This is a genomic window from Vibrio sp. AND4 (genome assembly GCF_000171815.1).
Taxonomy (GTDB): Bacteria; Pseudomonadota; Gammaproteobacteria; order Enterobacterales; family Vibrionaceae; genus Vibrio.
This window is the reverse complement of sequence record NZ_ABGR01000002.1, coordinates 274,308-296,678: the sequence shown is the minus strand read 5'-3', so window position 1 is coordinate 296,678 and position 22,371 is coordinate 274,308. Positions and strand designations below refer to the sequence as shown.

23 protein-coding genes are annotated in these 22,371 nt (G+C 44.4%); 9 read left to right on the top strand and 14 right to left on the bottom strand.

Annotation, left to right across the window (positions count from 1 at the left end; all coding sequences use genetic code 11):
• Window positions 1–17: 17 nt before the first annotated feature.
• Window positions 18–338: an STAS domain-containing protein gene (locus AND4_RS04070; RefSeq protein ID WP_009841636.1), complete on the bottom strand. Its 321-nt coding sequence runs from the start codon at window positions 336–338 to the stop codon at window positions 18–20.
• A gap of 329 nt (window positions 339–667) precedes the next feature.
• Here AND4_RS04070 and AND4_RS04065 point away from each other — a divergent pair, with 329 nt between their 5' ends.
• Window positions 668–1,510 (top strand): DNA ligase, encoded by an 843-nt coding sequence (locus AND4_RS04065; RefSeq protein ID WP_009841635.1) that lies wholly within the window; start codon window positions 668–670, stop codon window positions 1,508–1,510.
• 15 nt (window positions 1,511–1,525) lie between these two features.
• Here the strand turns inward: AND4_RS04065 and AND4_RS04060 are convergent, their stop codons facing one another.
• Window positions 1,526–2,548: a DUF3080 domain-containing protein gene (locus tag AND4_RS04060; protein WP_009841634.1), complete on the bottom strand. Its 1,023-nt coding sequence runs from the start codon at window positions 2,546–2,548 to the stop codon at window positions 1,526–1,528.
• A 147-nt stretch (window positions 2,549–2,695) separates the two neighbouring features.
• A complete protein-coding gene (locus tag AND4_RS04055; protein ID WP_009841633.1) occupies window positions 2,696–4,066 on the bottom strand; it encodes an MATE family efflux transporter in 1,371 nt (456 codons plus the stop codon).
• A gap of 293 nt (window positions 4,067–4,359) precedes the next feature.
• On the opposite strand from AND4_RS04055, the gene AND4_RS04050 reads away from it, so the two are divergent.
• On the top strand, window positions 4,360–4,971 hold the full coding sequence (locus AND4_RS04050; RefSeq protein WP_009841632.1) for a riboflavin synthase: 612 nt from the start codon (window positions 4,360–4,362) through the stop codon (window positions 4,969–4,971).
• A 77-nt stretch (window positions 4,972–5,048) separates the two neighbouring features.
• Here the strand turns inward: AND4_RS04050 and AND4_RS04045 are convergent, their stop codons facing one another.
• Together AND4_RS04045 and AND4_RS04040 are read right to left on the bottom strand one after the other, a co-directional pair.
• Window positions 5,049–5,243 carry a CPXCG motif-containing cysteine-rich protein gene (locus tag AND4_RS04045; RefSeq protein ID WP_009841631.1) on the bottom strand — a complete coding sequence of 65 codons (195 nt, stop codon included), beginning with the start codon at window positions 5,241–5,243 and terminating at the stop codon, window positions 5,049–5,051.
• A 245-nt stretch (window positions 5,244–5,488) separates the two neighbouring features.
• Window positions 5,489–6,355: a fructosamine kinase family protein gene (locus AND4_RS04040; RefSeq protein ID WP_009841630.1), complete on the bottom strand. Its 867-nt coding sequence runs from the start codon at window positions 6,353–6,355 to the stop codon at window positions 5,489–5,491.
• A gap of 224 nt (window positions 6,356–6,579) precedes the next feature.
• On the opposite strand from AND4_RS04040, the gene AND4_RS04035 reads away from it, so the two are divergent.
• The 3 genes from AND4_RS04035 (at window position 6,580) to AND4_RS04025 (ending at window position 9,013) form a co-directional block, all read left to right on the top strand.
• Window positions 6,580–7,566, top strand: coding sequence for a response regulator (locus AND4_RS04035; RefSeq protein ID WP_009841629.1), 987 nt, complete (start codon window positions 6,580–6,582; stop codon window positions 7,564–7,566).
• The gene (locus AND4_RS04030; RefSeq protein WP_009841628.1) at window positions 7,566–8,528 is read left to right on the top strand and encodes a sensor domain-containing diguanylate cyclase; all 963 of its coding nucleotides are present in this window, start codon (window positions 7,566–7,568) and stop codon (window positions 8,526–8,528) included. Before AND4_RS04035 ends, AND4_RS04030 begins: the two co-directional genes overlap by 1 nt.
• A 140-nt stretch (window positions 8,529–8,668) precedes the next feature.
• On the top strand, window positions 8,669–9,013 hold the full coding sequence (locus tag AND4_RS04025) for a DUF3802 family protein (protein WP_009841627.1): 345 nt from the start codon (window positions 8,669–8,671) through the stop codon (window positions 9,011–9,013).
• A gap of 35 nt (window positions 9,014–9,048) precedes the next feature.
• Here AND4_RS04025 and AND4_RS04020 read toward each other — a convergent pair whose 3' ends face one another.
• A complete protein-coding gene (locus AND4_RS04020) occupies window positions 9,049–9,537 on the bottom strand; it encodes an NlpC/P60 family protein (protein WP_186004043.1) in 489 nt (162 codons plus the stop codon).
• A 138-nt stretch (window positions 9,538–9,675) separates the two neighbouring features.
• A complete protein-coding gene (locus tag AND4_RS04015; RefSeq protein ID WP_009841625.1) occupies window positions 9,676–10,479 on the bottom strand; it encodes a sterol desaturase family protein in 804 nt (267 codons plus the stop codon).
• A gap of 179 nt (window positions 10,480–10,658) precedes the next feature.
• Between AND4_RS04015 and AND4_RS04010 the strand changes: the two genes are divergently transcribed.
• Window positions 10,659–11,408 carry a tRNA-uridine aminocarboxypropyltransferase gene (locus AND4_RS04010; RefSeq protein ID WP_043991443.1) on the top strand — a complete coding sequence of 250 codons (750 nt, stop codon included), beginning with the start codon at window positions 10,659–10,661 and terminating at the stop codon, window positions 11,406–11,408.
• Between the two features lie 171 nt (window positions 11,409–11,579).
• Window positions 11,580–12,488, top strand: a complete 909-nt coding sequence (nagK, locus tag AND4_RS04005; RefSeq protein ID WP_009841623.1) for an N-acetylglucosamine kinase — start codon at window positions 11,580–11,582, stop codon at window positions 12,486–12,488.
• A 165-nt stretch (window positions 12,489–12,653) separates the two neighbouring features.
• Here the strand turns inward: nagK and AND4_RS04000 are convergent, their stop codons facing one another.
• From AND4_RS04000 to AND4_RS03975, 6 genes are all read right to left on the bottom strand, one after another.
• Entirely contained in the window at window positions 12,654–12,920 is a 267-nt protein-coding gene (locus tag AND4_RS04000) for a DUF2960 domain-containing protein (RefSeq protein ID WP_009841622.1), read from the bottom strand.
• Between the two features lie 73 nt (window positions 12,921–12,993).
• Entirely contained in the window at window positions 12,994–14,772 is a 1,779-nt protein-coding gene (locus AND4_RS03995; RefSeq protein WP_009841621.1) for a bifunctional molybdopterin-guanine dinucleotide biosynthesis adaptor protein MobB/molybdopterin molybdotransferase MoeA, read from the bottom strand.
• Complete coding sequence (gene mobA, locus AND4_RS03990; RefSeq protein ID WP_009841620.1) at window positions 14,769–15,356, bottom strand: molybdenum cofactor guanylyltransferase MobA; 588 nt, start codon at window positions 15,354–15,356, stop codon at window positions 14,769–14,771. Before mobA ends, AND4_RS03995 begins: the two co-directional genes overlap by 4 nt.
• Window positions 15,334–16,053: an energy-coupling factor ABC transporter ATP-binding protein gene (locus AND4_RS03985; RefSeq protein WP_009841619.1), complete on the bottom strand. Its 720-nt coding sequence runs from the start codon at window positions 16,051–16,053 to the stop codon at window positions 15,334–15,336. The genes mobA and AND4_RS03985 overlap by 23 nt, the downstream gene beginning before the upstream one ends.
• Before the next feature lie 43 nt (window positions 16,054–16,096).
• On the bottom strand, window positions 16,097–16,795 hold the full coding sequence (locus AND4_RS03980; RefSeq protein WP_009841618.1) for an ABC transporter permease: 699 nt from the start codon (window positions 16,793–16,795) through the stop codon (window positions 16,097–16,099).
• Between the two features lie 8 nt (window positions 16,796–16,803).
• Window positions 16,804–17,631 (bottom strand): substrate-binding domain-containing protein, encoded by an 828-nt coding sequence (locus AND4_RS03975; RefSeq protein WP_009841617.1) that lies wholly within the window; start codon window positions 17,629–17,631, stop codon window positions 16,804–16,806.
• 276 nt (window positions 17,632–17,907) lie between these two features.
• On the opposite strand from AND4_RS03975, the gene AND4_RS03970 reads away from it, so the two are divergent.
• Both AND4_RS03970 and AND4_RS03965 read left to right on the top strand, forming a co-directional pair.
• A complete protein-coding gene (locus AND4_RS03970; RefSeq protein WP_009841616.1) occupies window positions 17,908–19,359 on the top strand; it encodes a sigma-54 dependent transcriptional regulator in 1,452 nt (483 codons plus the stop codon).
• On the top strand, window positions 19,349–21,391 hold the full coding sequence (locus tag AND4_RS03965) for a HAMP domain-containing sensor histidine kinase (protein ID WP_009841615.1): 2,043 nt from the start codon (window positions 19,349–19,351) through the stop codon (window positions 21,389–21,391). Before AND4_RS03970 ends, AND4_RS03965 begins: the two co-directional genes overlap by 11 nt.
• A 99-nt stretch (window positions 21,392–21,490) precedes the next feature.
• Here the strand turns inward: AND4_RS03965 and AND4_RS03960 are convergent, their stop codons facing one another.
• Entirely contained in the window at window positions 21,491–22,369 is an 879-nt protein-coding gene (locus AND4_RS03960; RefSeq protein ID WP_009841614.1) for a mechanosensitive ion channel domain-containing protein, read from the bottom strand.
• Window positions 22,370–22,371: the final 2 nt, after the last annotated feature.

The following is a 22,371-nucleotide window of genomic DNA, read 5'->3' as shown; positions in this document are numbered from 1 at the left end:
CCGTATTCACCGGTTTCTTAATGACCTTTTGAGTTGACCGGAATTGCATGATTGATACGTAACAGACTCATGATTTCTAGCGGCTGTCCCGATGCGTTTTCGATACTCATACTGCGTTCACGTTCAACTAGGCGCTTATATAGATAAACAATGGCACCAATCCCTGAAGAATCAAGAAATTGGACATGTTGCAGGCTGATTTCAACCTCTTTATGGTGATCAGTGTGAATTACTTCATCAATCTGGTGCTGGGCTTGACGGCAACCTTTGGCATCCAAATCACCAAAAAATTCGATAGTTAGCGTATTTGCATTGGTTTCTTGCTTACGTAATTCCATCGCTTATTCTCCATTTTGAATATTGCTTAGGTCTGACAGAGCAGAGACTGTGCCAATTATTAATAATCATAAAAAACAGAGGGTTAAGGTACAGACTAGAAGGGTTTCATTTTGAGAATAAGCTTATTCTCAATTTGAGAATCAAATAAACCCATAAATCTACGCTTAAAAATGCCAGATCTGTCGAACTTTGTGCATGCACTTGCATCCTATTACCACTTTGCATTGTTATGGATCGAAGATAGCCAAATGCAGTTAGATGTTTACCGAAAGATGCGATTCAATGATCAGGTTGAATTGTTGAATTGTTGAATTGTTTAAGGACTTCCATGCCATTAAGAATGACGTTGATTGCACTCGCAGTAACACTATCCGCGCAGTCGCGAGCTGAGCCAAATATCCCTCCGCCTGTTTTACTCGCCGATTCTTATCAAGACGGAATCGATGTATCTCAATATTGGTATAGTGAGAAACTGGATGGCATAAGAGCTTACTGGACGGGGCTACATTTGGTTACTCGTAATGGCAATCGTATCAACGCACCCAAGTGGTTCACTGATGTTTTACCCGATTACCCTTTGGACGGTGAATTGTGGGCAGGGCGAGGAAACTTCCATCTTGTCCAACAAACGGTGTTGGATAAAATACCAATCGAAAGGGCATGGCAACGTATCAATTTTATGTTGTTTGATATGCCTTATGCGGAGGGTAATTACCAACAGCGATACGACGTTATTAAACATTTAGTGTCGGCGATGAATGCCAATCACATTAGGTACGTTGAGCATCATGCAATTCAAAGTGAGATGAATTTGTTTGAGCAGCTCGACCGGATTTCGCAATATGACGGCGAAGGCGTAATGCTGCGGAAAGTATCAAGTCGCTATCAAGCAGGAAGAAGCAGTGACTTACTCAAATTAAAGCGCTTTAAAGATGCAGAAGCTGTTGTTATAGGTTACAAGCCTGGTACGGGTAGACTCATTGGAATGATGGGGGCAATGCTCGTTCAGTTACCGGATGGGACAGAATTCTATATTGGCAGCGGTTTCACCGATGAAATGAGGAAGTCACCACCAACAGTTGGCTCTACAATTACGTTTCGGCATAACGGCTATACTCATAATGGAAAGCCAAGATTTGCACGCTACTTAAGAGAGCGCATCTCACTATGAGTAGGTCGCGATAGCTTAATTTTTTTGGTTACCAACAGTGACACCGCAACGTTTAAATAAGTTTTTCCAAAATTGTACGTGTTCTAACGTCTTTTGTCGGAATTGTAAGTGCGCTTCGTCAATACCGTATCTCACTCCATGTGCCGACATTCTTCTCTCGACTAAACGAATCCCGTCCTCCAACTGCTGGTAAGTTCCATCAATAAATGCCATGTATGGCTGGACTTCTGCTACATAGATAGATTGAAATACATTTTTCAAATATCGGAACTGTGTGGTGTCACGGTTGGGAAGACACAAGATTTTTTTCTGGTTGGCCTCAAGCATCTGCGTCGTTTTATCCAGCCAGTGAGTTGCATCGACGAGTGTATAATACAGACGACCAACGACACGTGATTTTTCCATTCCTTCCTGATAGTCAACGACAGTGGCATCCGGGAGGCGTGAAAGGGTGCGGTGAGGAGTTTGATACATAGCGTCCAACACTAAAAAAGTGTCACGCACGTGCGCAACGTGAGCTTTGCTTTTGAGGGGCAGCCAAGAGGCGCCCGACATCTGTTTACGCATTGCGTCACTGGTCAGTAACATGTTGTCGAGGTGCACAATAAAGTGGTGCCATTTTTTGTCGTAGAGTCCAATCAGTTTTGTGCTTTCCTCATCATTTAATGGGTAGTCATTCAAGCATACATCCAACGTTCTAAGTAAGGTGGTTTGGTAGTCAAAGTCATAAAAGGCATCTTGAACTTTACCGAGCTGCGAATTCTTTTCTGCAATTAAATTGAACAGACCACATTGGCGCAGTTGATAGCTTTCGAGTAAGCCGAGTGAGAGACGAGGAAGCTCCTGAAAAAGCTCGCGTTTGTCGGGAATACTGACCGCAGGTGAGGGAGGGAGCTCGGATCCCGATACTTCGAGTACGTTCGCAAGGCGTTGGTTGTATTTCTCAAACAATGCTTTCTCAGGGGTGAACCATTTCGAGCACCCACTAAGCATGGTTACCAATAGCACAAACATTGTTACGGTAAGTGAAGTTCTCACAGCGTTTCCTTATTAATCACCTAAATGGGTATACTTTGTGATCAAGGTGAGCGATCAAAAAAGCCAGCGTATGCTGGCTTTAAAGCAATGCGAGAAATAGAGCAGTCTAGAATGCCCGTATTTATCAAGGCTAGTTTTGAACTTAAATCAATGCTGAGAGAAGTTCAATTGTACCTCTGGAGCCTGACGATGCATCCAGCGTAAGCGGATACCCAATAGAAACGCTGCCGAAGACAGGCCAATAATAAAGCCTAGCCAAAAACCTTGTGCACCCATAGGCTCGACAACCCAATCTGTGCGGCCAAGTACATAGCCGATAGGTAGCCCAAGTAACCAGTATGCAATGAAGGTTCGGTTGAAGATAGCACGCATATCTTTGTAGCCACGCAATGCACCGGCAGCAATTACTTGTACCGCATCGGTACACTGGTAAATTGCGGCAAACAACAATAGCACCATCGCAAGTTCAACAACCTCTGGGCTGTTTGTGTAAAGCAGGGCAATCTGCTCTCGAAAGAGAACCGTTAGTATGGCTGTTATCATCGCAAGCACCAGACCAACGATAACACCAACACGAGAAGCAACGCGTGCTCCATCGACGTTCTCTTCACCCAATCGGTGACCCACTCGGATACTTACTGCTGCGCCCACGCTCATTGGAAGCATGAATACAAGTGAAGAGAAGTTAATGGCGACTTGGTGAGCAGCGACAATGATGGGCCCCAACGGGGAAACCAAGAGTGCAACCACCGCAAACAGTGTTACTTCAAAGAACAAAGCAGCAGCGACCGGAAAGCCCAGTTTGAATAAACGAATTTGAGCTTTAATCTGGGGCTTGTGAAATTCGCCGAATAAGTTGATGCTTTTGAGGCGTGCAGACGTGGTAACGTAAAGCAACAGCAAACCGAACATTATCCAATACACTATTGTTGTTGCAACACCACAGCCCACACCACCAAGTGCAGGTGCACCAAACTTGCCATAAACGAAAATCCAGTTAAGCGGAATGTTTAGCATCAACCCAACAAAGCCGATGAACATAGCGGGTTTGGTCAGTGACATACCATCTGTAAAACTGCGTAAAGTTTGGAACAACAAGAATGCGGGAACCGCAAAGATCACTGCGTGGATATAGCCAATAGTCTTTTCTGTCATCACCGCTTCAACATCCATCAATTCAAGTATGAATTGCGTTTGGAACAGTACGCCAATAATTGGAATACTAATGAGTAGCGCAAGAACTATACCTTGTTGGATCTCAAAGGGGATTTTTACACGTCGACCTGAACCATTAAGTTGAGCGACCACTGGTACAAGTGCCATTAATAAGCCCACACCAAACAGTATTGATGGAAGCCAGATACTTGCAGCTACCGATACCGCTGCCATATCTGTGGCACTGACGCCACCGGCCATGACGGTATCGACAAAGCCCATCCCCGTTTGCGCGACAGAAGCGATCAACACAGGGGTTGCTAATTTAATAAGACTCGATGCTTCTTCTTTATAGCGATGCACGAAATACTCCAGAGAGGAACTGTATGTTGTAAAAGACATTGTTTGAAAAGATAGGGAGTGCTTGAGGACAAAAGATGTGATGAACTGATCTGATGGTTGATTTTAGTCACTATAAGGTGAAAAAATGCCTCGAAGGAACTCCGCGCAGATGATAAACAATTGTCTGCTTCGATACCATACCCATAACGCGTGATATTTGGGCTAATTGATAGATAGTTTATTGGCTAGTTACATAAACCATCAGCGGACGTTTGTCTTGGCTATCAGTCGCTTCTAACCAATAGGTAAAAAGAATGTTTACAGGAATCGTTCAAGGTAAGGCTAAAGTTGTCAATATCGACAAGAAAGATCGTTTTCAAACACATATATTAGAGATCGAGGAGGCATTGAATGAGGGGCTAGAGATCGGCGCTTCTGTTGCGCACAACGGTTGTTGTCTCACTGTCACCAAAATCGAAGGGACTCAAATCAGCTTTGACCTAATGCAAGCAACCCTCACTTTGACTAACCTTGGTAACCTGATAGAGGGTGACTACGTAAATATTGAGCGCGCGGCTAAGTTTGGTGATGAGATTGGTGGTCACAGCATGTCGGGCCACATCAGCTTGATGGCTGAAATCTCGGAAGTGATAGATACACCAAACAATCGTACGATTTGGTTCACACTGCCACAAGAATCAATGAAGTACGTGCTTGCCAAAGGTTATATCGGCCTAGACGGGTGTTCTTTGACCATTGGTGAAGTTGCAAACAACAGTTTCTCTGTTCATTTAATTCCAGAGACGTTGGAAAGAACTTTGTTTGGTTGTCGCCAAGTCGGAGCTAAGGTCAATGTAGAATTTGACCCACAAACGCAAGCGATTGTCGACACGGTTGAACGTGTTTTGGCTGCGAAGCAAGGTTAGGCGTACAATAGTGGCGTTGGCAAGACTATTAAAGGAGCGTCAAAAGCTCCTTTAATATTCTATGGAAACAATGATTTCTACTCATAATTGTCGTCAATAAACAAATCGACTTTTTGCTGTAATTCATCAACTTTCATGTTGAGGTGAATAGCATGGCAACAAATCGGACAATCATCATAAAACTCTTGGTTACCATTACTAGCATCGAGGGTGATCCCGATTGAATGGCCGCAATGAGGACATTTTACATGTCTTTCAGTATATTTTCGCATACATGAACTCCTCGTCTTGTAGGGCTTTAAAAACGTGGTCGCCTAATATAAACCATCCTTGTTTATGTTCACTTTTTTGATTCGAAGAAGCTAACCAACAAGTTACTTACAATATTAGGTATTATTGTTGCTAATTGCGTCGAAATAAGTATGAAAGATGAATGCCACCTCAATGTCGGGAAAAGAACCTTTAACCGAGGTGATGCTCGTCGATAATTGCAACTCTGTTATGATCTTTTTTTATATCAGAGAGTCATTATCCTTTTGATTATCGATTGCGCCTGCTCGAGATAATGCCCGCCAAACAGATTACAATGGTTGAGTGCATGGTAAAGGTTATAAATGTCTTTACGTTGTTCGTATCCAACTGGAAGTGGGGCAACAGACTCATACCCTTGGTAAAAATGAGCATGAAAACCACCAAAAAACTCTGTCATGGCGAGGTCACATTCGCGATCCCCCCAGTAACAAGAAGGGTCATAACAGATAGGCCCTGCGGGGGTCAACGCAACATTGCCGCTCCACAAGTCGCCGTGTAAAAGGGAAGGTTGAGGGGTGTGATGGGTCAGAAGCTGTTTCACAACGTCAGTAAAGTCATCGATATCTACAAGATAAACACCTTTTTCTTTCAACAATTGAAGCTGCCAGCCTATACGTTGCTCAGCAAAGAAAACACACCATTTCTTATGCCACTGATTAGGTTGTAGGGTGGGGCCAATATAATTGTCAGTATCGAAACCGTACTCTTTTTGTTCTCCCCATAAATGTAGCCGCGCTAATTGTTGGCCCATCTTGAAGCTATTGCAATCATCTTCGAGTGGTTTCGTTGGCAAATAATTTAAGATGATAAAGGAATGCGTCTTGGTTTTACCGACCAAAACAACTTCTGGGACAAATAGAGTTGAGGTCTCGCGTATTAAGTGAAGACTTTCAGCTTCGACTTCAAAATTGGCTAGAAAATCTTTGTCGTTGATCTTAACGAAATAACGTTGCTCTCCGTCGTTGATCATATAGCTTTCGCTGGTGTCTCCACCTGAGAGTTTGACCTTTTCAGAAATTAGATATTCAAACATCAGGGTATCAGAAAGCTGCTGCGATATTGCTTGCCACATACAAAACCTCGCTTATCTATTTGACCTACAATAGTTTAGGATAAACGGCAGAACATTGACGCCTGTAAAGGCAAACTTCGACTATATTTTTTTCGCCTATAGTGAAAAATGTTTATAACTGTGAATTACGTCGCCTATAACCCTATGATTTATCGGCCTAACATATGGAGCTATAACAGAACAGCTAGTATTATTATTTTTTTGACTTTAGTTCCTTTGGTGACATGAAAATACTGATTTGTGATGATTCGGCAGTCGCACGAAAGTTGATTATCCGCTCCATCGTTCAAGATACATCATTGCACCTACTTGAGGCCCAAGATGGCCACGAGGCTTTGCAAATCCTTACCGAACAAAATATTGACGTTTTGTTCCTCGATCTGACTATGCCGGTCATGGATGGTTTCGAAGTTCTAAGGTCGATGCCCGTGAATAAATACCAAACTAAGGTTGTCATTATATCGGGAGACGCTCAACGTGAAGCCAAGCAACGATGCATAGATCTTGGTGCAATGGAATTCATCACCAAGCCGATTTCTGAAGTAGAGGTTGTCCCTCTTTATCAGAGGCTGGGACTGCATTATGCCATCAGTTCCCGCACTTGCTCTGAACCTTCATCTACTATGAAACCTTTACCTGCTATTGAAGTTTCTCCCTTATCGAAGTTTCGTGAAGTCACCAATATCGCTCTGGGCAAAGGTGCAGCGATCATGGCCGACCATTTAGGTGAATTTATTCAGCTTCCAGTTCCTCACGTTGGTCCTCTTTCTTATGGTGAACTGTATATGACGCAAGTGGATGTCATCGGAAGAGAAGGCTCTGTGGCGGTCGCGCAACGCTTCGTCGGCGGGGGGATCCATGGTGAAGCTTTGGTTTGCTTACGTGGTAAAGACATTAATCATATTGGTGAGCGTCTCGGTTATTTACTGGAATTTACTCCGTACAACGAAATCATTTTGAACGTGTCAAACTTACTGGTTTCATCCTTCTTAACCTCTTTAGGAAATCAGCTAGATAAACAGTTTTCACTTCGTCAGCCTGGCATCATCGAGACGGTAACGCCTTACTGTAAAGATAATCAAGAATCTGGTGAACTCTTTACCATTGAATATACCTACATGGCAGAATCACTAGACTTCGAGTGTGAAGTTCTGTTTCTGATAGATCAATCATCCGTAGAAATCATCTATGAAATAATGGAGCAAATCTAATGTCCGAGATTACGCAGGACATAGCAGACTTTCACTGGGTTACTCAAATATTGGACACCATGGACTCCGGGCTCATCGTTCTCGATCAGGATTATAAAGTCTGTGTTTGGAACAGTTTCATGCAGTCTTACAGTGGTACTTTATCTCAGGACATTATTGGTGAGTGCTTGTTCGACCATTTCGAGGAACTCCCGAGGATTTGGTTAGAAACCAAACTTAAAACATCTGCAGACCTAGAGACACGTTCATTTTCTAGTTGGGAAAACCGACCATATTTATTTAAGTTCAACAACTTTTCACCGGTCTCCAATAGCAGCAACTTTATGTTTCAAGATATTGTGATCACACCGCTGCGTTCGTTATCAGATGATGTTAGTCATATTGCAATTCAAATAAATGATGTGTCAGAGACAGCACGTAATCGTATCCATTTGAGAGAAACTAACCAGCACCTGTCGGAGATCAGTCGTAAAGATGGTCTCACAGGTTTGTTTAACCGAGCCTATTGGGAGCAATCGTTAAAAGAAGAGTTCGCTGAGCTTAAAGTCACTGAGGGTGCGAGTTCATTGGTTATTTTCGATATTGACCACTTCAAAAAGGTCAATGATACCTACGGTCATCACTCAGGCGACGAGGTGATTCGTCGTACCTCCAGTATACTGAGTAAAACCGCGCGTAGTAATGATGTTTGTGGTCGTTTTGGCGGGGAAGAGTTCACGGTACTGTTACCAGACACCAATCAAGAGCAAGCAATTTACTTTGCTGAACGATTAAGAAAACGGATTGAGCAAGAGATCGTTAAAGTTGAAGAGTTCTTGATCAACTATACAATAAGCGTCGGTGTGTGTGTGTATAAATCGTACTTTGAGAGTCATACACAATGGTTGAAGAATGCTGACCTCGCGTTATATCGAGCTAAAGAAAACGGCAGGAATCAAACCTGCGGCCACGAGGAAGACTAACTCGATTGAATAAAAACCACTCACTTGAAGCACCAATGTTCGTTTATATTAAATAAGTTAATGAAATTTTCTCGGCATGTCTTACTATTGAGGCTAATTGACTTTCAGCTTCAAAGACTTGCACAAAACGGAGAAATACAGTGGTTGTAGAAACCGACGGCTATCTCGCTCTCATCGAGCACTTATCACTTAACTTAGACGTATTTACGTGTGAAATCGGTGACACCGGATTAGAAAGCATTGAAGACGTTGTTACTGACATGGTTGCATCGAACATCATGGCGATATTCGAACAAAACCCAGAATTGCATTCAAGTGTGCGCTTTAAGTTACTAAAAGAGGCTGATGCAGTAGTTGAAGATTTAGGTGAAGTACTTGCGGGGGGATGGGCCAAGAAAGCGACCAATGAACAGATCGCTTTTTTGGATGAGTACATTGCGCTGGTGAAAAACTTATTTGACACTGCCGTTGCGACGTACGACTGATTCGAATCCGTTATTACTTCATGCCATATGAAGAGTTACAGTGTAACTCTTCTTACTTGCCAAAACTTTGCTGCCCAGTAAGGGTTATCTATTCTAGAAATAATCACGCCTTTCGATGCTGAAGCGTGCATAAACTGTTTATTTCCTAGATAGATACCTACGTGATAGGTGTTTCTTTTTGTTTTAAAAAATACCAAATCACCCTGTTGCGCGTCAGACCAACTCATTTCAACGCCTTGCTTAGATTGCTGACGTGTGGTTCGCGGAAGTGACATTTTGTAGGCTTCGACAAATGCTTTTTGCACGAATGCGGAGCAGTCAATTCCGGACTTTTGGGTTCCACCGAATCGATAAGGTGTGCCTTGCCATTCATTAAAAAAGTCAAACAAGCTTTGATTATTAGACAGAAGCTGGGAGACGGGAATGGAAGTTTCTACGTGTGTTTCTGGATCTGGCCCGGATGAACAAGCACTCAAAAACACACTGATCATCAAAAGAAAATAAATACGACGCACGTCACCCACCTGTTACCCCAACAATTTTAACCTGATATTCAAACGTTACATCCAATACCCTTTACTGTGTATAGCTCTTTCTAACACATGTTTCAAAGAAATGGAGGTGCTTGGGGGATAATTTGATGAGTTATCTCAAAAAGTGTTCTATCTAAAGCGAAATGGTTGGGTGATCAGTTTATCCAATCTTTGCTCGTCTTTGTTGCGGATCTCTGGAACACCAATCACAACATCATCATGACCCATTTCGGGTTGAGCGAGGTATGTGCCGAACAAACGATCCCAGATCGACAAGAAGAAGCCAAAATTTGAATGTGTTTCGCGTGCGATGACAGAGTGGTGTACGCGGTGCATGTCTGGTGTCACAACCCACTTACGTAACTTCACGTCCCAAGTTGATGGTAGCTTTGCATTGCAATGGCTAAACATTGCACTGGCATTCAATATAATTTCAAACACCACGATGGCGATAGGATGAACACCCAGTACGAAAACAGCAGCGACTTTCACCGCCATAGAGAGAATGATTTCGAGTGGGTGGAACCGTGTCCCAGTTGTGACATCGATATCCAAGTCGGCGTGATGCAGTCGATGGAGCTTCCATAGCGGTTCAACGCGATGGAAGACAACATGCTGTAGATAGATGATGAGATCGAGTATCACAACTGCCATCAGGACATTTAACCAAGTTGGTAAGGCAAGCGCATTCAGTAGGCCCCACTGGTTTTCATGAGCGATGATAGCAGTTTGGAAAGCAGCAATCGGCATTACAACCGCAATCACGATGCTATTAAGTGCGGCCAAAGTGAGGTTGTTGAACCAACGGAATGAACGACCGACAGTCAGCCTTTTTCTCGGCAACTTGTTTTCCCACAAGGTGCACAGCATTAAGACGGTAATAAACATACTCAGCCTCAGCCACGACGGGTCGTTAAAAGCGGTTTCAGTCATGCTCATTTCCTTAATTGATTTGCTTATTTACGAAAACCTTGCCATATCACAATAATTTAAAACGTAAAAAGCGTAGTAAATGATCGTCCTTACACCTGCATTTCTTGAGACTCACAGGTGATACAAGTAGAATCACGCTCTACTTTATTAAGCCCTTATATAACTGGCAACTTTTATCCATGAGAATCCACGCTTTCCATCGTTTATACCAGCACCGTCAATCTATCTCAACGAAGCCGTTTAATGCTCGTGGCTGTAAAGTGGTTCGCTGTCCGTATTGTCAGGTCTCTAACCAATATTGTTTGTGCGACATTCAGCCCAACATAGAAACCAACATTGCCTGCATGCTGATCGTATCGGAAAACGAAGTGTTCAAGCCAAGTAATACCGGACGTCTAATTGCTGATACGATTCAAGAGACCTTCGTGTATCAATGGAATCGTACTGAGCCTTCTCAAGAGATGCTGGCGCTGTTACATAACGATGCTTATCAACCAGTGGTTGTCTTCCCAGCAGATTATGTGGATGACACTGAACGATTGTTAGCTGATTTGAACCAAGAGCGTTTGAGGACATCCGATGGTTTTGGCAAAAAATGGTTACTGATCTTCATTGATGGCAGTTGGCGTGAAGCGCGTAAGATCTTCCGTCGTTCAGAGTTTCTTAAATCTTTGCCTGTACTTTCTATTGAGCCGGAATCACTGTCTGAATACATTATGCGTCACTCAGATAATGAGCAACACTTATCAACGGCAGAAGTGGCGACGTTAGTATTCAAACAAGCGGGAGAAGAGCAAGCTTCGGAGTGTCTGAAATTGTGGTTTGAAGCCTTCCGTGAAACCTACATGCTGACAAAAACTCGCGTGAAAACTGACTGGTCGCGACCGCATCTGAAACGTTTCAAAGATTGGGCGAAAACCGAGATCTAACACCAAGGAATGAATTTCTACTGATGGCTTGCCGTTTAATGGGCATCAATGAGCGAATAAATCTGCAATCGGTCACGGTTTGCAGATGTACAGATATGGATAATGCCTGAAGTTTATCTTTTTGGCTCTCGCATTTTTGGGAGCCGTTTGAGCCTTTTAGGAGAAAATTGCATGTATTACGGCTTTGATGTCGGCGGCACTAAAATTGAGTTTGGTGCGTTTAACGAAAAACTTGAGCGTGTCACAACAGAACGTCTTCCAACACCAACAGATAACTATAATTTGCTGATAGAAACCATCGCAGGTTTAGTCAAGAAATACGATGCAGAATTTGGTTGCGAGGGTACGATTGGCCTTGGCCTGCCTGGTATGGAAGATGCCGATGACGCAACAGTCCTAACGGTTAACGTGCCTGCGGCAAAAGGTAAACCACTTCGTGCAGACTTAGAAGCAAAAATCGGTCGCAGCGTAAAAATTGAAAACGATGCCAACTGTTTTGCTTTATCTGAAGCTTGGGATGAAGATCTTCAAGGTGAACCCTCGGTACTTGGTTTGATTCTTGGTACAGGATTTGGCGGCGGTGTTGTTTATGAAGGTAAAGTCTTCTCTGGTCGTAACCATGTAGCGGGTGAGGTAGGTCATACTCGTCTTCCTCTCGATGCTTGGTTTCATCTCGGCAAAAATGCACCACTTCTCGGTTGTGGCTGTGGTAACAAAGGTTGTTTAGATAGCTACCTGTCTGGTCGTGGGTTCGAGCTTCTGTACGCGCATTATTACGGCGAAAATAAGAAAGCGATTGATATTATAAAAGCCAACGCAGAGGGCGAAGCAAAAGCGGTAGAACACGTTGAGCGTTTTATGGAGCTTCTCGCTATTTGTTTTGCCAACCTGTTTACTGCCATTGATCCCCATGTAGTTGTGCTCGGTGGTGGTCTGTCTAACTTCGAACTGATTTACGAAGAGATGACAAAGCGGGTCCCCAAGCACCTTCTATCCGTCGCGAAATGCCCGAAGATCATTAAAGCGAAACATGGTGATTCAGGCGGTGTACGTGGAGCAGCTTTCCTAAATATCAAATGATCTGCAGGGTTGTCTCTACAAGACAACGTTTAAGATAAGCTTTGAAAGCCTCGTCTCCCTTAATAGTGAAACGGGGCTTTTTAATCTTAAATTAAGACCAAAAAGAGCATACAAAAAACTCGCGACGATGCGCGAGTTTTTATTTGGTTCTGTTTGGCCGCTGGCTTATTTATTCTTCTTGCCCACGCCCAAGTTTTCTTTTTGAGCTAGGGTGATTTTGCTAAAGCCTAATTTTCTGAAGTGGTTATCGCGGTAGTTGCGCACTGCTTTAGTGTCAGACACAGCTTCAATTTGTTGCTCCATCTTTAGGAACTCAGTGATATCGATACCTTCAGCCTCTGCAACCGCCTCTTGAATGTTGCGGTGTTGCTGGTATGAGAACGTCAGTTCTTTGTCTTGGTCTTTGTAAGTGTAAAGAATGGTGCGAGCCATGGCTGTCTCTCTGAAAAGTTTTCTGTTCATCAATAAAAAGGTCAGCACGCTGACCCTCTCATGTTTAATTGCGCTAGATTCTGCCTTGAAGCGGGATAATTGTCACGCTTTCTCCCATTTTTACTGTATCAACAGCAGGGGAGATTTCGATCAAACAGTTTGCTTCGCTCATTGAGCGTAAAATACCAGAGCCTTGTTTGCCTGTGGTTCTAACCGTGAGACGACCGGTTTCGTCTAGCTGATAAATGCCTCGACTAAATTCAGTACGGCCTTGGCGAGAGCGCAGGTTTTCAGCTGCAATGGCACTCACTTTCAGTGGCTTCCAGCCTTGTTCACCTTGCATCTTACGCAGCGCAGGCTCAACAAAGTTGATGAATGAAACCATCACAGCCACAGGGTTACCCGGCAGACCAAAGAAAGGTTTATCGTTGATTTGACCGAACGCAAGCGGACGACCAGGACGCATGTTGATACGCCAGAAATCAATGTGACCAAGTTTATCCAACGCGAGTTTGATGTAGTCTGCATCACCGACGGAAACGCCGCCAGAAGTCATCACTACGTCGGCTTGCGCAGAAGCATTTTTGAGCGCTTCAATCATTAACTGCTCGTTATCTTCTAGAATACCGAAATCCAAGATCTCACAACCTAGCTTCTCTAGCATGCCCATGATAGTGAAACGGTTTGAATCGTAAATTGAATTCACTTTCTGCTCAGTGCCCGGTGCCTGTACTTCGTCACCGGTAGAGAACACAGCAACTTTCAACTTGCGGAACACGTTCGCTTTGCCAAAACCAAGAGAAGCCATCATGCCCATCTCGGGAGAGGCTAGGCGAGTACCTGTAGTAAATACGTCGCTACCAATGGCTAAGTCTTCTCCTGCTTGGCGAACGTTTTGACCGGTTTTGATGCTCGCGCCATTGAAGGTCACAGTATCAGCATCTTGGGATGCTTGCTCACGCATGACAACGGTATCACCATTGGTAGGTGTTGGGGCGCCTGTCATGATCTTCACCGCTTGACCAACTTCTAATGGTTGATCGTAAGCATGACCCGCCATCACTTCAGCAACCACTTGGTAGCTGTCTCGGTTAACGTCATCTCCACGGATTGCGTATCCGTCCATTGCGGAGTTAGTGTATTGTGGAACGTTCACTGGTGACACAACGTGATCTGCAAGTACACGACCGTACGCATCTTCAATGTTGCACGCTTCGGTTTCAGCAACCGTGCTCACCATTGATAGGATCTTTTCTTGACCTTGAACGACAGAAAGGAAAGCCGGAGAAAGGGTATCGCAGCAAGCGGCGTCTTTCTCTTTGCTCTTTGGTGCTTTCTCCTCTTGAACATACTGAACTACGAATTGAGCAATTGTCTCAAGATCGTTGATGTTCATTTGTGGCAGTTCAGAGTCCAATTCGCTACTGTCTGAAGCAATAGCGATGATGTTTTCATCATTTGGATAGAGCCAAGGTTTACCGACTTCTTCACGGTGCAATTCGATCTTAGGAAACGCAATATTTTTGCAGCCTTCCACTAAAACCACGTCTAGCTTGTCTGTATCGAAACGCGTTAGTAGGTAATCAAACTCAGCTTCTGACTCTGGCGTTTCTGTCATCAGTGCGAAACGGTTACGAGAAGAGATCAGCATTTGTGATGCACCTGCTTTACGTAGGCGATGGCTGTCTTTGCCCGGTTGGTCGACATCGAAGTTATGATGAGCGTGCTTTAACATACCGATGCGTAAGCCCGCTTCGGTTAATTTCGGTAACAAGGCTTCAAGTAGCGTAGTTTTGCCAGTACCAGAGTAGGCAGCAAAACCAAGAACAGGAATGTTTAGCGTGTGTTTCATGATTCAAGTTGTCCAAATTGCGCCAGTTCTTCAGGCGTATTTAAGTTAACGAAACAGTTTGGTGAGTCGCTAAAATCAACGTAACGGGTGTTGCACTCTTTATAGAGCAGGACGATCTTACGATCACCACGTTCCAAAAACGCGGTCAATTTTGGCAGTACACGCTTGTGATAAAGCGTGAAAACAGGTTGTTGGTGGCCGCCATCATGAGCAACCAAAATATCCGAGTCATCTCTTACTGCTTGGCAGAAACGTTCAACGAGATCGGTATTGATTTGGGGGCTGTCACAAGGGACGAAGCCAACCCAATCGGTCTTCGCATGTATCAAGCCTGCATGGATACCACCCATAGGGCCGGGGAAATCTTTAAATTCATCGCTAAAGACGAAACCAAACGCGCTGTAGACATCTTGGTTTCGATTCGCATTGATTAGAATGCGTGGCGTTTGCGGAGATAAACGATTGATGACATGTTGAATAAGTGGTGTCTGATTCAGTTCGATCAGACCTTTGTCTTTTCCACCCATACGGCTGGCTTGGCCACCAGCTAAAATGACCCAACTAGTTTCTGTTGGTTGAAGCATATGCGTTCTCTTGGGATGTTTCTTTCGGTATGACATATAACATAGGAGACTCTATCAAAGTCTTATCCTTAATCCACCACTGTTTTTTACATAAATCGGTCAACGCGTTGGTTTGGTGGCTCGTCACGACAATACTGGAGCCACGCTCAAGCAGATCTTTTGCCATTATGACCAAACGCTCAATCGATTCTTGATCGAGAGAGGCGCTTGGCTCGTCCATCAACAAAATCGAGGGCTTTAAGATCCAAGCTCTCGCCATTGCCACGCGTTGCTTCTCGCCGCCAGATAATACAGAGATGTGTTCATCGGCTAAGGTTTCTAATCCTACCATGCGCAGCGCACTAATAACTTGAGCTCGCGTATCTTTTGCTGTGTCTTGCTGATATTTAATCCCATAACCAACATTCGCATATACTGAGCCGTCGAAAAGGTAAGGGGACTGATGGAGATAAATGACGTCAACGCGACCGTTGCGACATGTCCACTTCTTCAACCATGTGTCTTTAGGTGCTATCACGTTACCGGATGAAGGCTTGAACAAACCCGCGAGGATCTTGAGTAGGGTGGTTTTACCTACGCCGTTGTCACCTTTTAGATAAATCGCGTCATTTGGACCAATAGTCAATTCCGAGATATGGAAAAGCACGCGTTCTTTAAAGCGCATGGACAGTTGTTCAGCAGAGATTTTTATCGTCATGATATACCCTTAGGTTGAGACAACAGCGAGTCAGTGGTTTGCTTCATGTTCTTAGGTAGCCTTTTCCTCTCATACTCGATAAGAAGAAGTTAAGCGCTAACGCTAACGACAGTAATACAATGCCAAGTGCAACCCCTTGCGCGAACGCCCCTTTGCTACTTTCCATGGCAATGGCGGTCGGAATGTTACGCGTCACACCCATAATGTTGCCACCTACCATCATCGAACAACCTACTTCGGTCACGATTCGTGAGAACCCAGCAATGATGGCCGCCAATAGAGGGAAGCGTGCTTCCCAGATCATAGTAGTCGCGATACGGGGTATTGACACACCTAATGTGATCGCGGTTTCAACCGCACGGCGATCACTGGATTGCAATGCGCCGTGCATCATGGAAACTAAAACTGGAAAACAGACGACCATTTGTCCCAAGATCATGGCTTTCTGTGTAAATAACATTTGCCAATCACCTAAAGGGCCTGCTCTCGATAACAACATGTAAAGTAACAAGCCAATTACCACAGTAGGCACCGCCTGCAAGGTGTTCACAATGGACAGAAGGAGCCACTTACCACGAAAGTCAGTGTAGGCAAGGACAAAGGAAATCAAAATAGACGGCAAGACCACCAAAGATATCGCCGTAACAGAAACACTAAAGGAGACCGCAACGATCTCCCATAAGTCTGCATCGAAATTCACCAGTAAGCGCAAAGCATCCAGTGTGGTGGCTGTAAGATTCATATTTTACGTTATTTGCTCTCTTTGCTCTCTGCATTCGCAACGAACAATTGTTTTCCATTCAGAAGGAAGCGATTAATCAGTTCTTGTCCGTGTGTGTTCACCAACCAATCACTGAATGTTTTGGCACCTTGATAATTGATGTTCGGGTAACGCTCGGGGTTAACCAAGATCACTTGGTAGGGGTTAAATAGTTTTTCGTCACCTTGAAATAGAACCGCAAGATCCAGTTTATTCTGGTAAGCCAACCAAGTGCCACGATCCGTCATGGTATAGCCTTGCATTTCTGACGCCATGTTCAGAGTTGGGCCCATACCTTGACCAACACTGCGGTAACCACCAAAGTTTGGTTCCATCTTAGTTTGCGCCCATATACCCAATTCTTTTTTGTGTGTCCCAGAATCGTCACCACGAGAGATGAACATCGCATCTTTATTTGCGATCTCTTTGAATACCTCGAGTACTGAGGTGTCATCTTTTACCTGTGCTGGGTCAGATTTAGGGCCAACGATAACAAAGTCGTTGTACATTAGCTTACGAGGAAGGACACCATAGCCGTTTTCAACGAATAAACCTTCTGCTTTGGGGGCGTGCGTCATGACTAAGTCAACGTCACCATTTTCGCCCATTTTTAGCGCTTTACCAGTCCCAGCCGCGATGATGTCTACTTTATAGCCCGTCTCTTTTTCAAATTGAGGAACTAGGTAGTCCAGTAAACCCGAGTGGTAAGTACTCGTTGTTGTCGCTAGACGAATGTGTTCACCTTCTTGTGCTGACAAAGTAGGGTAGCTGGCAAGAGTGATCGACAATACGGTGAAAGCCTGCGCAATCTTCTTCATTTTCGTTGTTTCCTTTCCAATGATGGTTCGGACTTTTAAGTCTCAGTTTATTAAAAGAGTTACCGGTGCTTCAGCGCATCTTTTTTACACCTTTTACCAAGATATAAAGCAAACAAAGTGCCAACCTTTCACAAGACAAAAGCGTTGAAATTTCAACCAATTTCACAGGCTGATTTGCATGAAAATTTGCGTTGGTACAAAATGTCGCACTTTTTGTAGGGTGTTTCTGTTTAAACTTGGTACACTCTGTCCCACTTAAATTTAACTGGGTTAAATATGTCTATTCAATCCCATATTAGTAGAAACCAACAGTACAATGCTTTCTCAGTATTGGTCGTTGATGATGAACTCGGCATGCAAGCGATTCTAAAAAAGGCGCTGAGCAAATTATTTTCTCATGTCGATACCGCAGGTAGCATTGAAGAAGCAGAAAGCCTTCGAAACTCGCGCCACTACGACCTAATTCTGCTAGATATCAACTTGCCAGGGCGGTCAGGGATTGAATGGGAAGAAGCATTTGAGGGGGATGACAAGTGCGCCGATGTGATCTTTATGACTGGTTATGCAGATTTGGACATTGCTATTCGAGCCCTCCAACTTGGTGCTTCGGATTTCATCCTCAAGCCATTTAACCTGGATCAGATGTTGAAAGCGGTAAGTCGTTGTATGGATCGTCGTTTGAATGAGCGCATGCAATACGTGATGAGGCGTGACTATCAGCGTTATAACACCTCAGAAATCATCGGTGGCTCAGAGAAAACTCGTCAGCTTAAACAGTTGATTACACAGTTTGCGCCTTCTCGTGCTTCTGTTTTAGTCGAAGGCGAATCGGGGACAGGCAAAGAGCTGGTTGCGCGTGGTCTTCATCAAATGAGTGGTCGTACAGGTCTATTTGTTCCCCTGAACTGCGGGGCGATTGCACCAGAGCTTTTAGAGAGCGAGCTGTTTGGCCACACCATGGGGGCATTTACTGGTGCTAAAAAATCTCGTGAAGGTCTTTTCCGTGTTGCAAATGGCGGCACATTATTCCTCGATGAGATTGGCGAAATGCCTTTATCTATGCAGGCGTCACTGTTGCGCGTGTTAGAACAGCGTGCGATTCGTCCGGTAGGTTCTGAACGTGAAATCAGCATAGATGTCCGCATTGTGGCAGCGACCAACCGCAATTTGCAAGAAGAGGTCAACAAAGGTAACTTTCGTAGCGATCTTTACTATCGTCTGAATGTACTCAAGATCGAAGTATCCCCTTTGCGTGAGCGTAAAACCGACTTGTTTGAACTGGCCCCGTACTTTAGCAACATGTTGTCTGGTGAGTTAGGAATGCCAGCGCCAAAGTGGGCACATGAAGACATGGAGGCGATGAGCGAATACGACTGGCCCGGTAATATTCGTGAACTTAAAAACCTTATTGAGCGTAGTATTCTTTTGGGTAAACCACCGGCACACCACTGGCGTGAGCTCAATGGAGGCCATACGTTGCCCAATGTCTCGATTAGTTTATCACACAGTGAGGAGCTACCAAGTTTCAAAGAAGGCAAAGAATTCTCGGGAGAAGGCTACCCAAACACATGGACGTTAAAAGAAGTCGAAAAGGCCCATATCCAGCAATTGGTTAATTTACATGAAGGAAACAAGTCAGCAGCGGCTCGAGATTTAGGCGTGGCGCGCAAAACACTAGAGCGTAAATATAAGGATTGGGATTCTGAGGGCGAGGAGTATGCCGGATAACACTCGTCGGCAACGCATAGGCTTGTCTAAGTGGATGCATCGATTTAAAACTATGGTGCGTTATCGTCTATTGATTTTAACTTCCGCGCCAATCTTCTTAACTTCGCTCGCGCTGATTGGTATCACGATCTACTGGTCGATTCATTATACATGGCAAAATGCACTATTGGATGTTTCAGAGCGCCTTGGTGTGGCCAATAATAGCATTACGCTGCTTCAACAAAAGCAGGCGAACCACGTTGAATCGTTCGCAGACTCTTATGATTTCCGCACTCGAATCATTCAAAATGTCCCGCAAGAGGCATTGCAAGAGTGGGTTACAGCTCAGAAAGAACGTTATGGTTTGGATTTTTTATTCTTCCAACGTGTCAATTCGATGGAAAACAAATTTCGATTCATGGATCTGACCAAACGAAAGTCTTTCTTCGATGTCCTGAATAAAAAAGAGCTAGAGCAGTTAGACCCTGAGCTTGCCAAACGGGCTGAAGTGCCGAAGATAAACAGCGGCGGTACAGAAACGCGTGGGTTAGTGAGTAGAACCGTAATCCCTGTGTATAGTCAGAGAAATGACCTAATGGGCTTTTTAGATGGAGGCCTATTGCTAAATAACAGTACGGTGTTGGTCGATCAAACTCGTGATCTTGTTTATCCTGCTCAAAATGACACGCTGCGTCCTGTCGGAACTCTGACCGTCTTTTTAGACGACCTTCGTGTTAGCACCAACGTCCCATTAGACAACGAACATCGTTTGGGGCGTGCAATCGGAACTCGAGTGAGTTCAGAGGTGTATAACAAGGTATTAGCACAAGGCGGACTCTGGGTCGATCGTGCTTACGTCTACAATGCTTGGTATATCACTGCATATCAGCCGATCAAAGATCAATACGACAATGTCATTGGCATGCTTTATACGGGTTACTTGATGTGGCCATTTTTGAAAGCTTATATGACTAATCTCGGCGAGATAAGTATCATCACATTAATGCTGCTTTTCGTCTCTGGTGTGATGGTTTATCGAGGCTCTCGAGATTTATTCCGTCCGATAGAGCGGATCCATAAAGTCGTAAAGCTCGTCCAGTTGGGTCAAGATAAACGCATTGGCCCGGTTGGATTGGATGAACATCATGAACTGGCTCAGTTGGCGAACCAGTTCGACAATATGCTCGATGCTTTAGAAGATCGTAAAGTCGAACTTAAGCTTTCAGCGATAGAACTTGAGGCAAAAGTTCAGCAACGAACGGCAAGTTTGAAAGAAAAAACAGAACAATTGGAGCTGCATATCCAACTGCTCAATCAAACTCGCGACAAACTGGTGGTTAACGAAAAGCTGGCTGCGTTGGGCGAGTTAACCGCGGGGATTGCCCATGAGATTAACAATCCAACCGCAGTAATTCTCGGTAACATTGAGCTGATCCAATTTGAGTTGGGGGATGAAGCCGGCCGTGTTCAAGAAGAGATTGACGCGATCCACACCCAGATTGACCGAATTCGCAATATCACACGCAGCTTACTGCAATACAGCCGTCAAGGCGGTGTCCAAGATGAAATTACGTGGCAACACGTTAACCCCATCGTCGATGAGAGTATTACGCTGGTCAAGACGGGTACCAAAAAGCGTGATATCGAGTTTGTTACTGATCTTCAAGCCCGTTCCTCGGTTGAAATCAATCGCCACCACTTGCTGCAGATCCTGGTGAACTTGCAGATGAATGGGATTCATGCAATGGACGGTAAGGGCAAGCTAACGGTAATAAGTGAAGATTGGATTGAACAAGGGGAGCTCAAAGGAGTGGCGATTCATGTTACTGATGAGGGGTGTGGCATCAAGGCGGAGAGCCTCGGCCGCATTTTTTCACCTTTTTATACGACCAAACGTGATGGGACAGGGCTGGGCCTATCTGTTTCGCAAAGTATTCTTAGCCAAACTGGCGGTGAGATAAAAGCGGAATCTGTATGGGGTAAAGGCAGTACGTTCAGTGTCTATCTACCAAAGAAAGTTGAGCTTCTACTTGATGTGTTGAATATCGCTTGACGGGCAATTGCAATGATTCACTTTCTCCTAGCGCAGATACAAGCAAAAGGACTGTGATAACACAGCCCCTGTCTGTGGCAATTTTTAACAGCCCTCAGACTAACCTGTATGCACTGCTATTTTAGGTGGGTTGATACCGTGCTTCTTAAATTCTCTCATCACACGCAGGGTTATGTCAGTTTCAAATAGCTTTTCATACGCTGTATCCACCACGTAAGCCTTACACGTTAGCTGTATTGCCAAGTAGTTATCAGTGATGGTCTGTTTTACCAGAACCGTTACTGGCTTAGGTAAATGAATATAACGACTTGAAGACGCCGCTTCCTGTATCAAATCACGTGCTAATGTGATGTCTTCGTTCATGCCCACGTAGAACGGAATCACTACCTGCATATCCAGAGCGCCATAGTTCCCGCTGACCACCACCTCACTTAAGAACTTATTGTTAGGAATCGTAATGATGTCATCGGTGAGGGTACGCATGCGCACAGAACGCAGACCAATTGCGATAACGTCACCGTAGTTACCCTCAAACGTGACGCGGTCACCAACTTGGAACGGACGATCCACCATAACTGTCATACCTGCGATGAAGGAGGCGGCAAGGTCTTTCAATGCAAAGCCGACTGAAACCGCTAACGTACCCCCGATTAAAGCAAGGATTTGATCATTGATTCTAAAGCTCATCATAAAGACGACAGAGCCTGCAGTTAAGTAGATAAAGAACTGCAAGAAAGATTGAAGCTTTTGCAACACCATCCGGTATTGCACAAACTGGCTACCAATCCTTTCAACCATCGAGTTCATGAACTTGAGCAGTAGCCAAGTTGATGCGATGACGATAACAGAGAAGAACACGCCGCTCCAACGTATTAGGCTGGCGATTTGCGAAATATTATCCACACTTGCGATCTCTTCGGTCGCCAATGCAGAGGTGTTAAGTAGCGATAACGCTAATACGGTGAGTAATCTTTTCATCG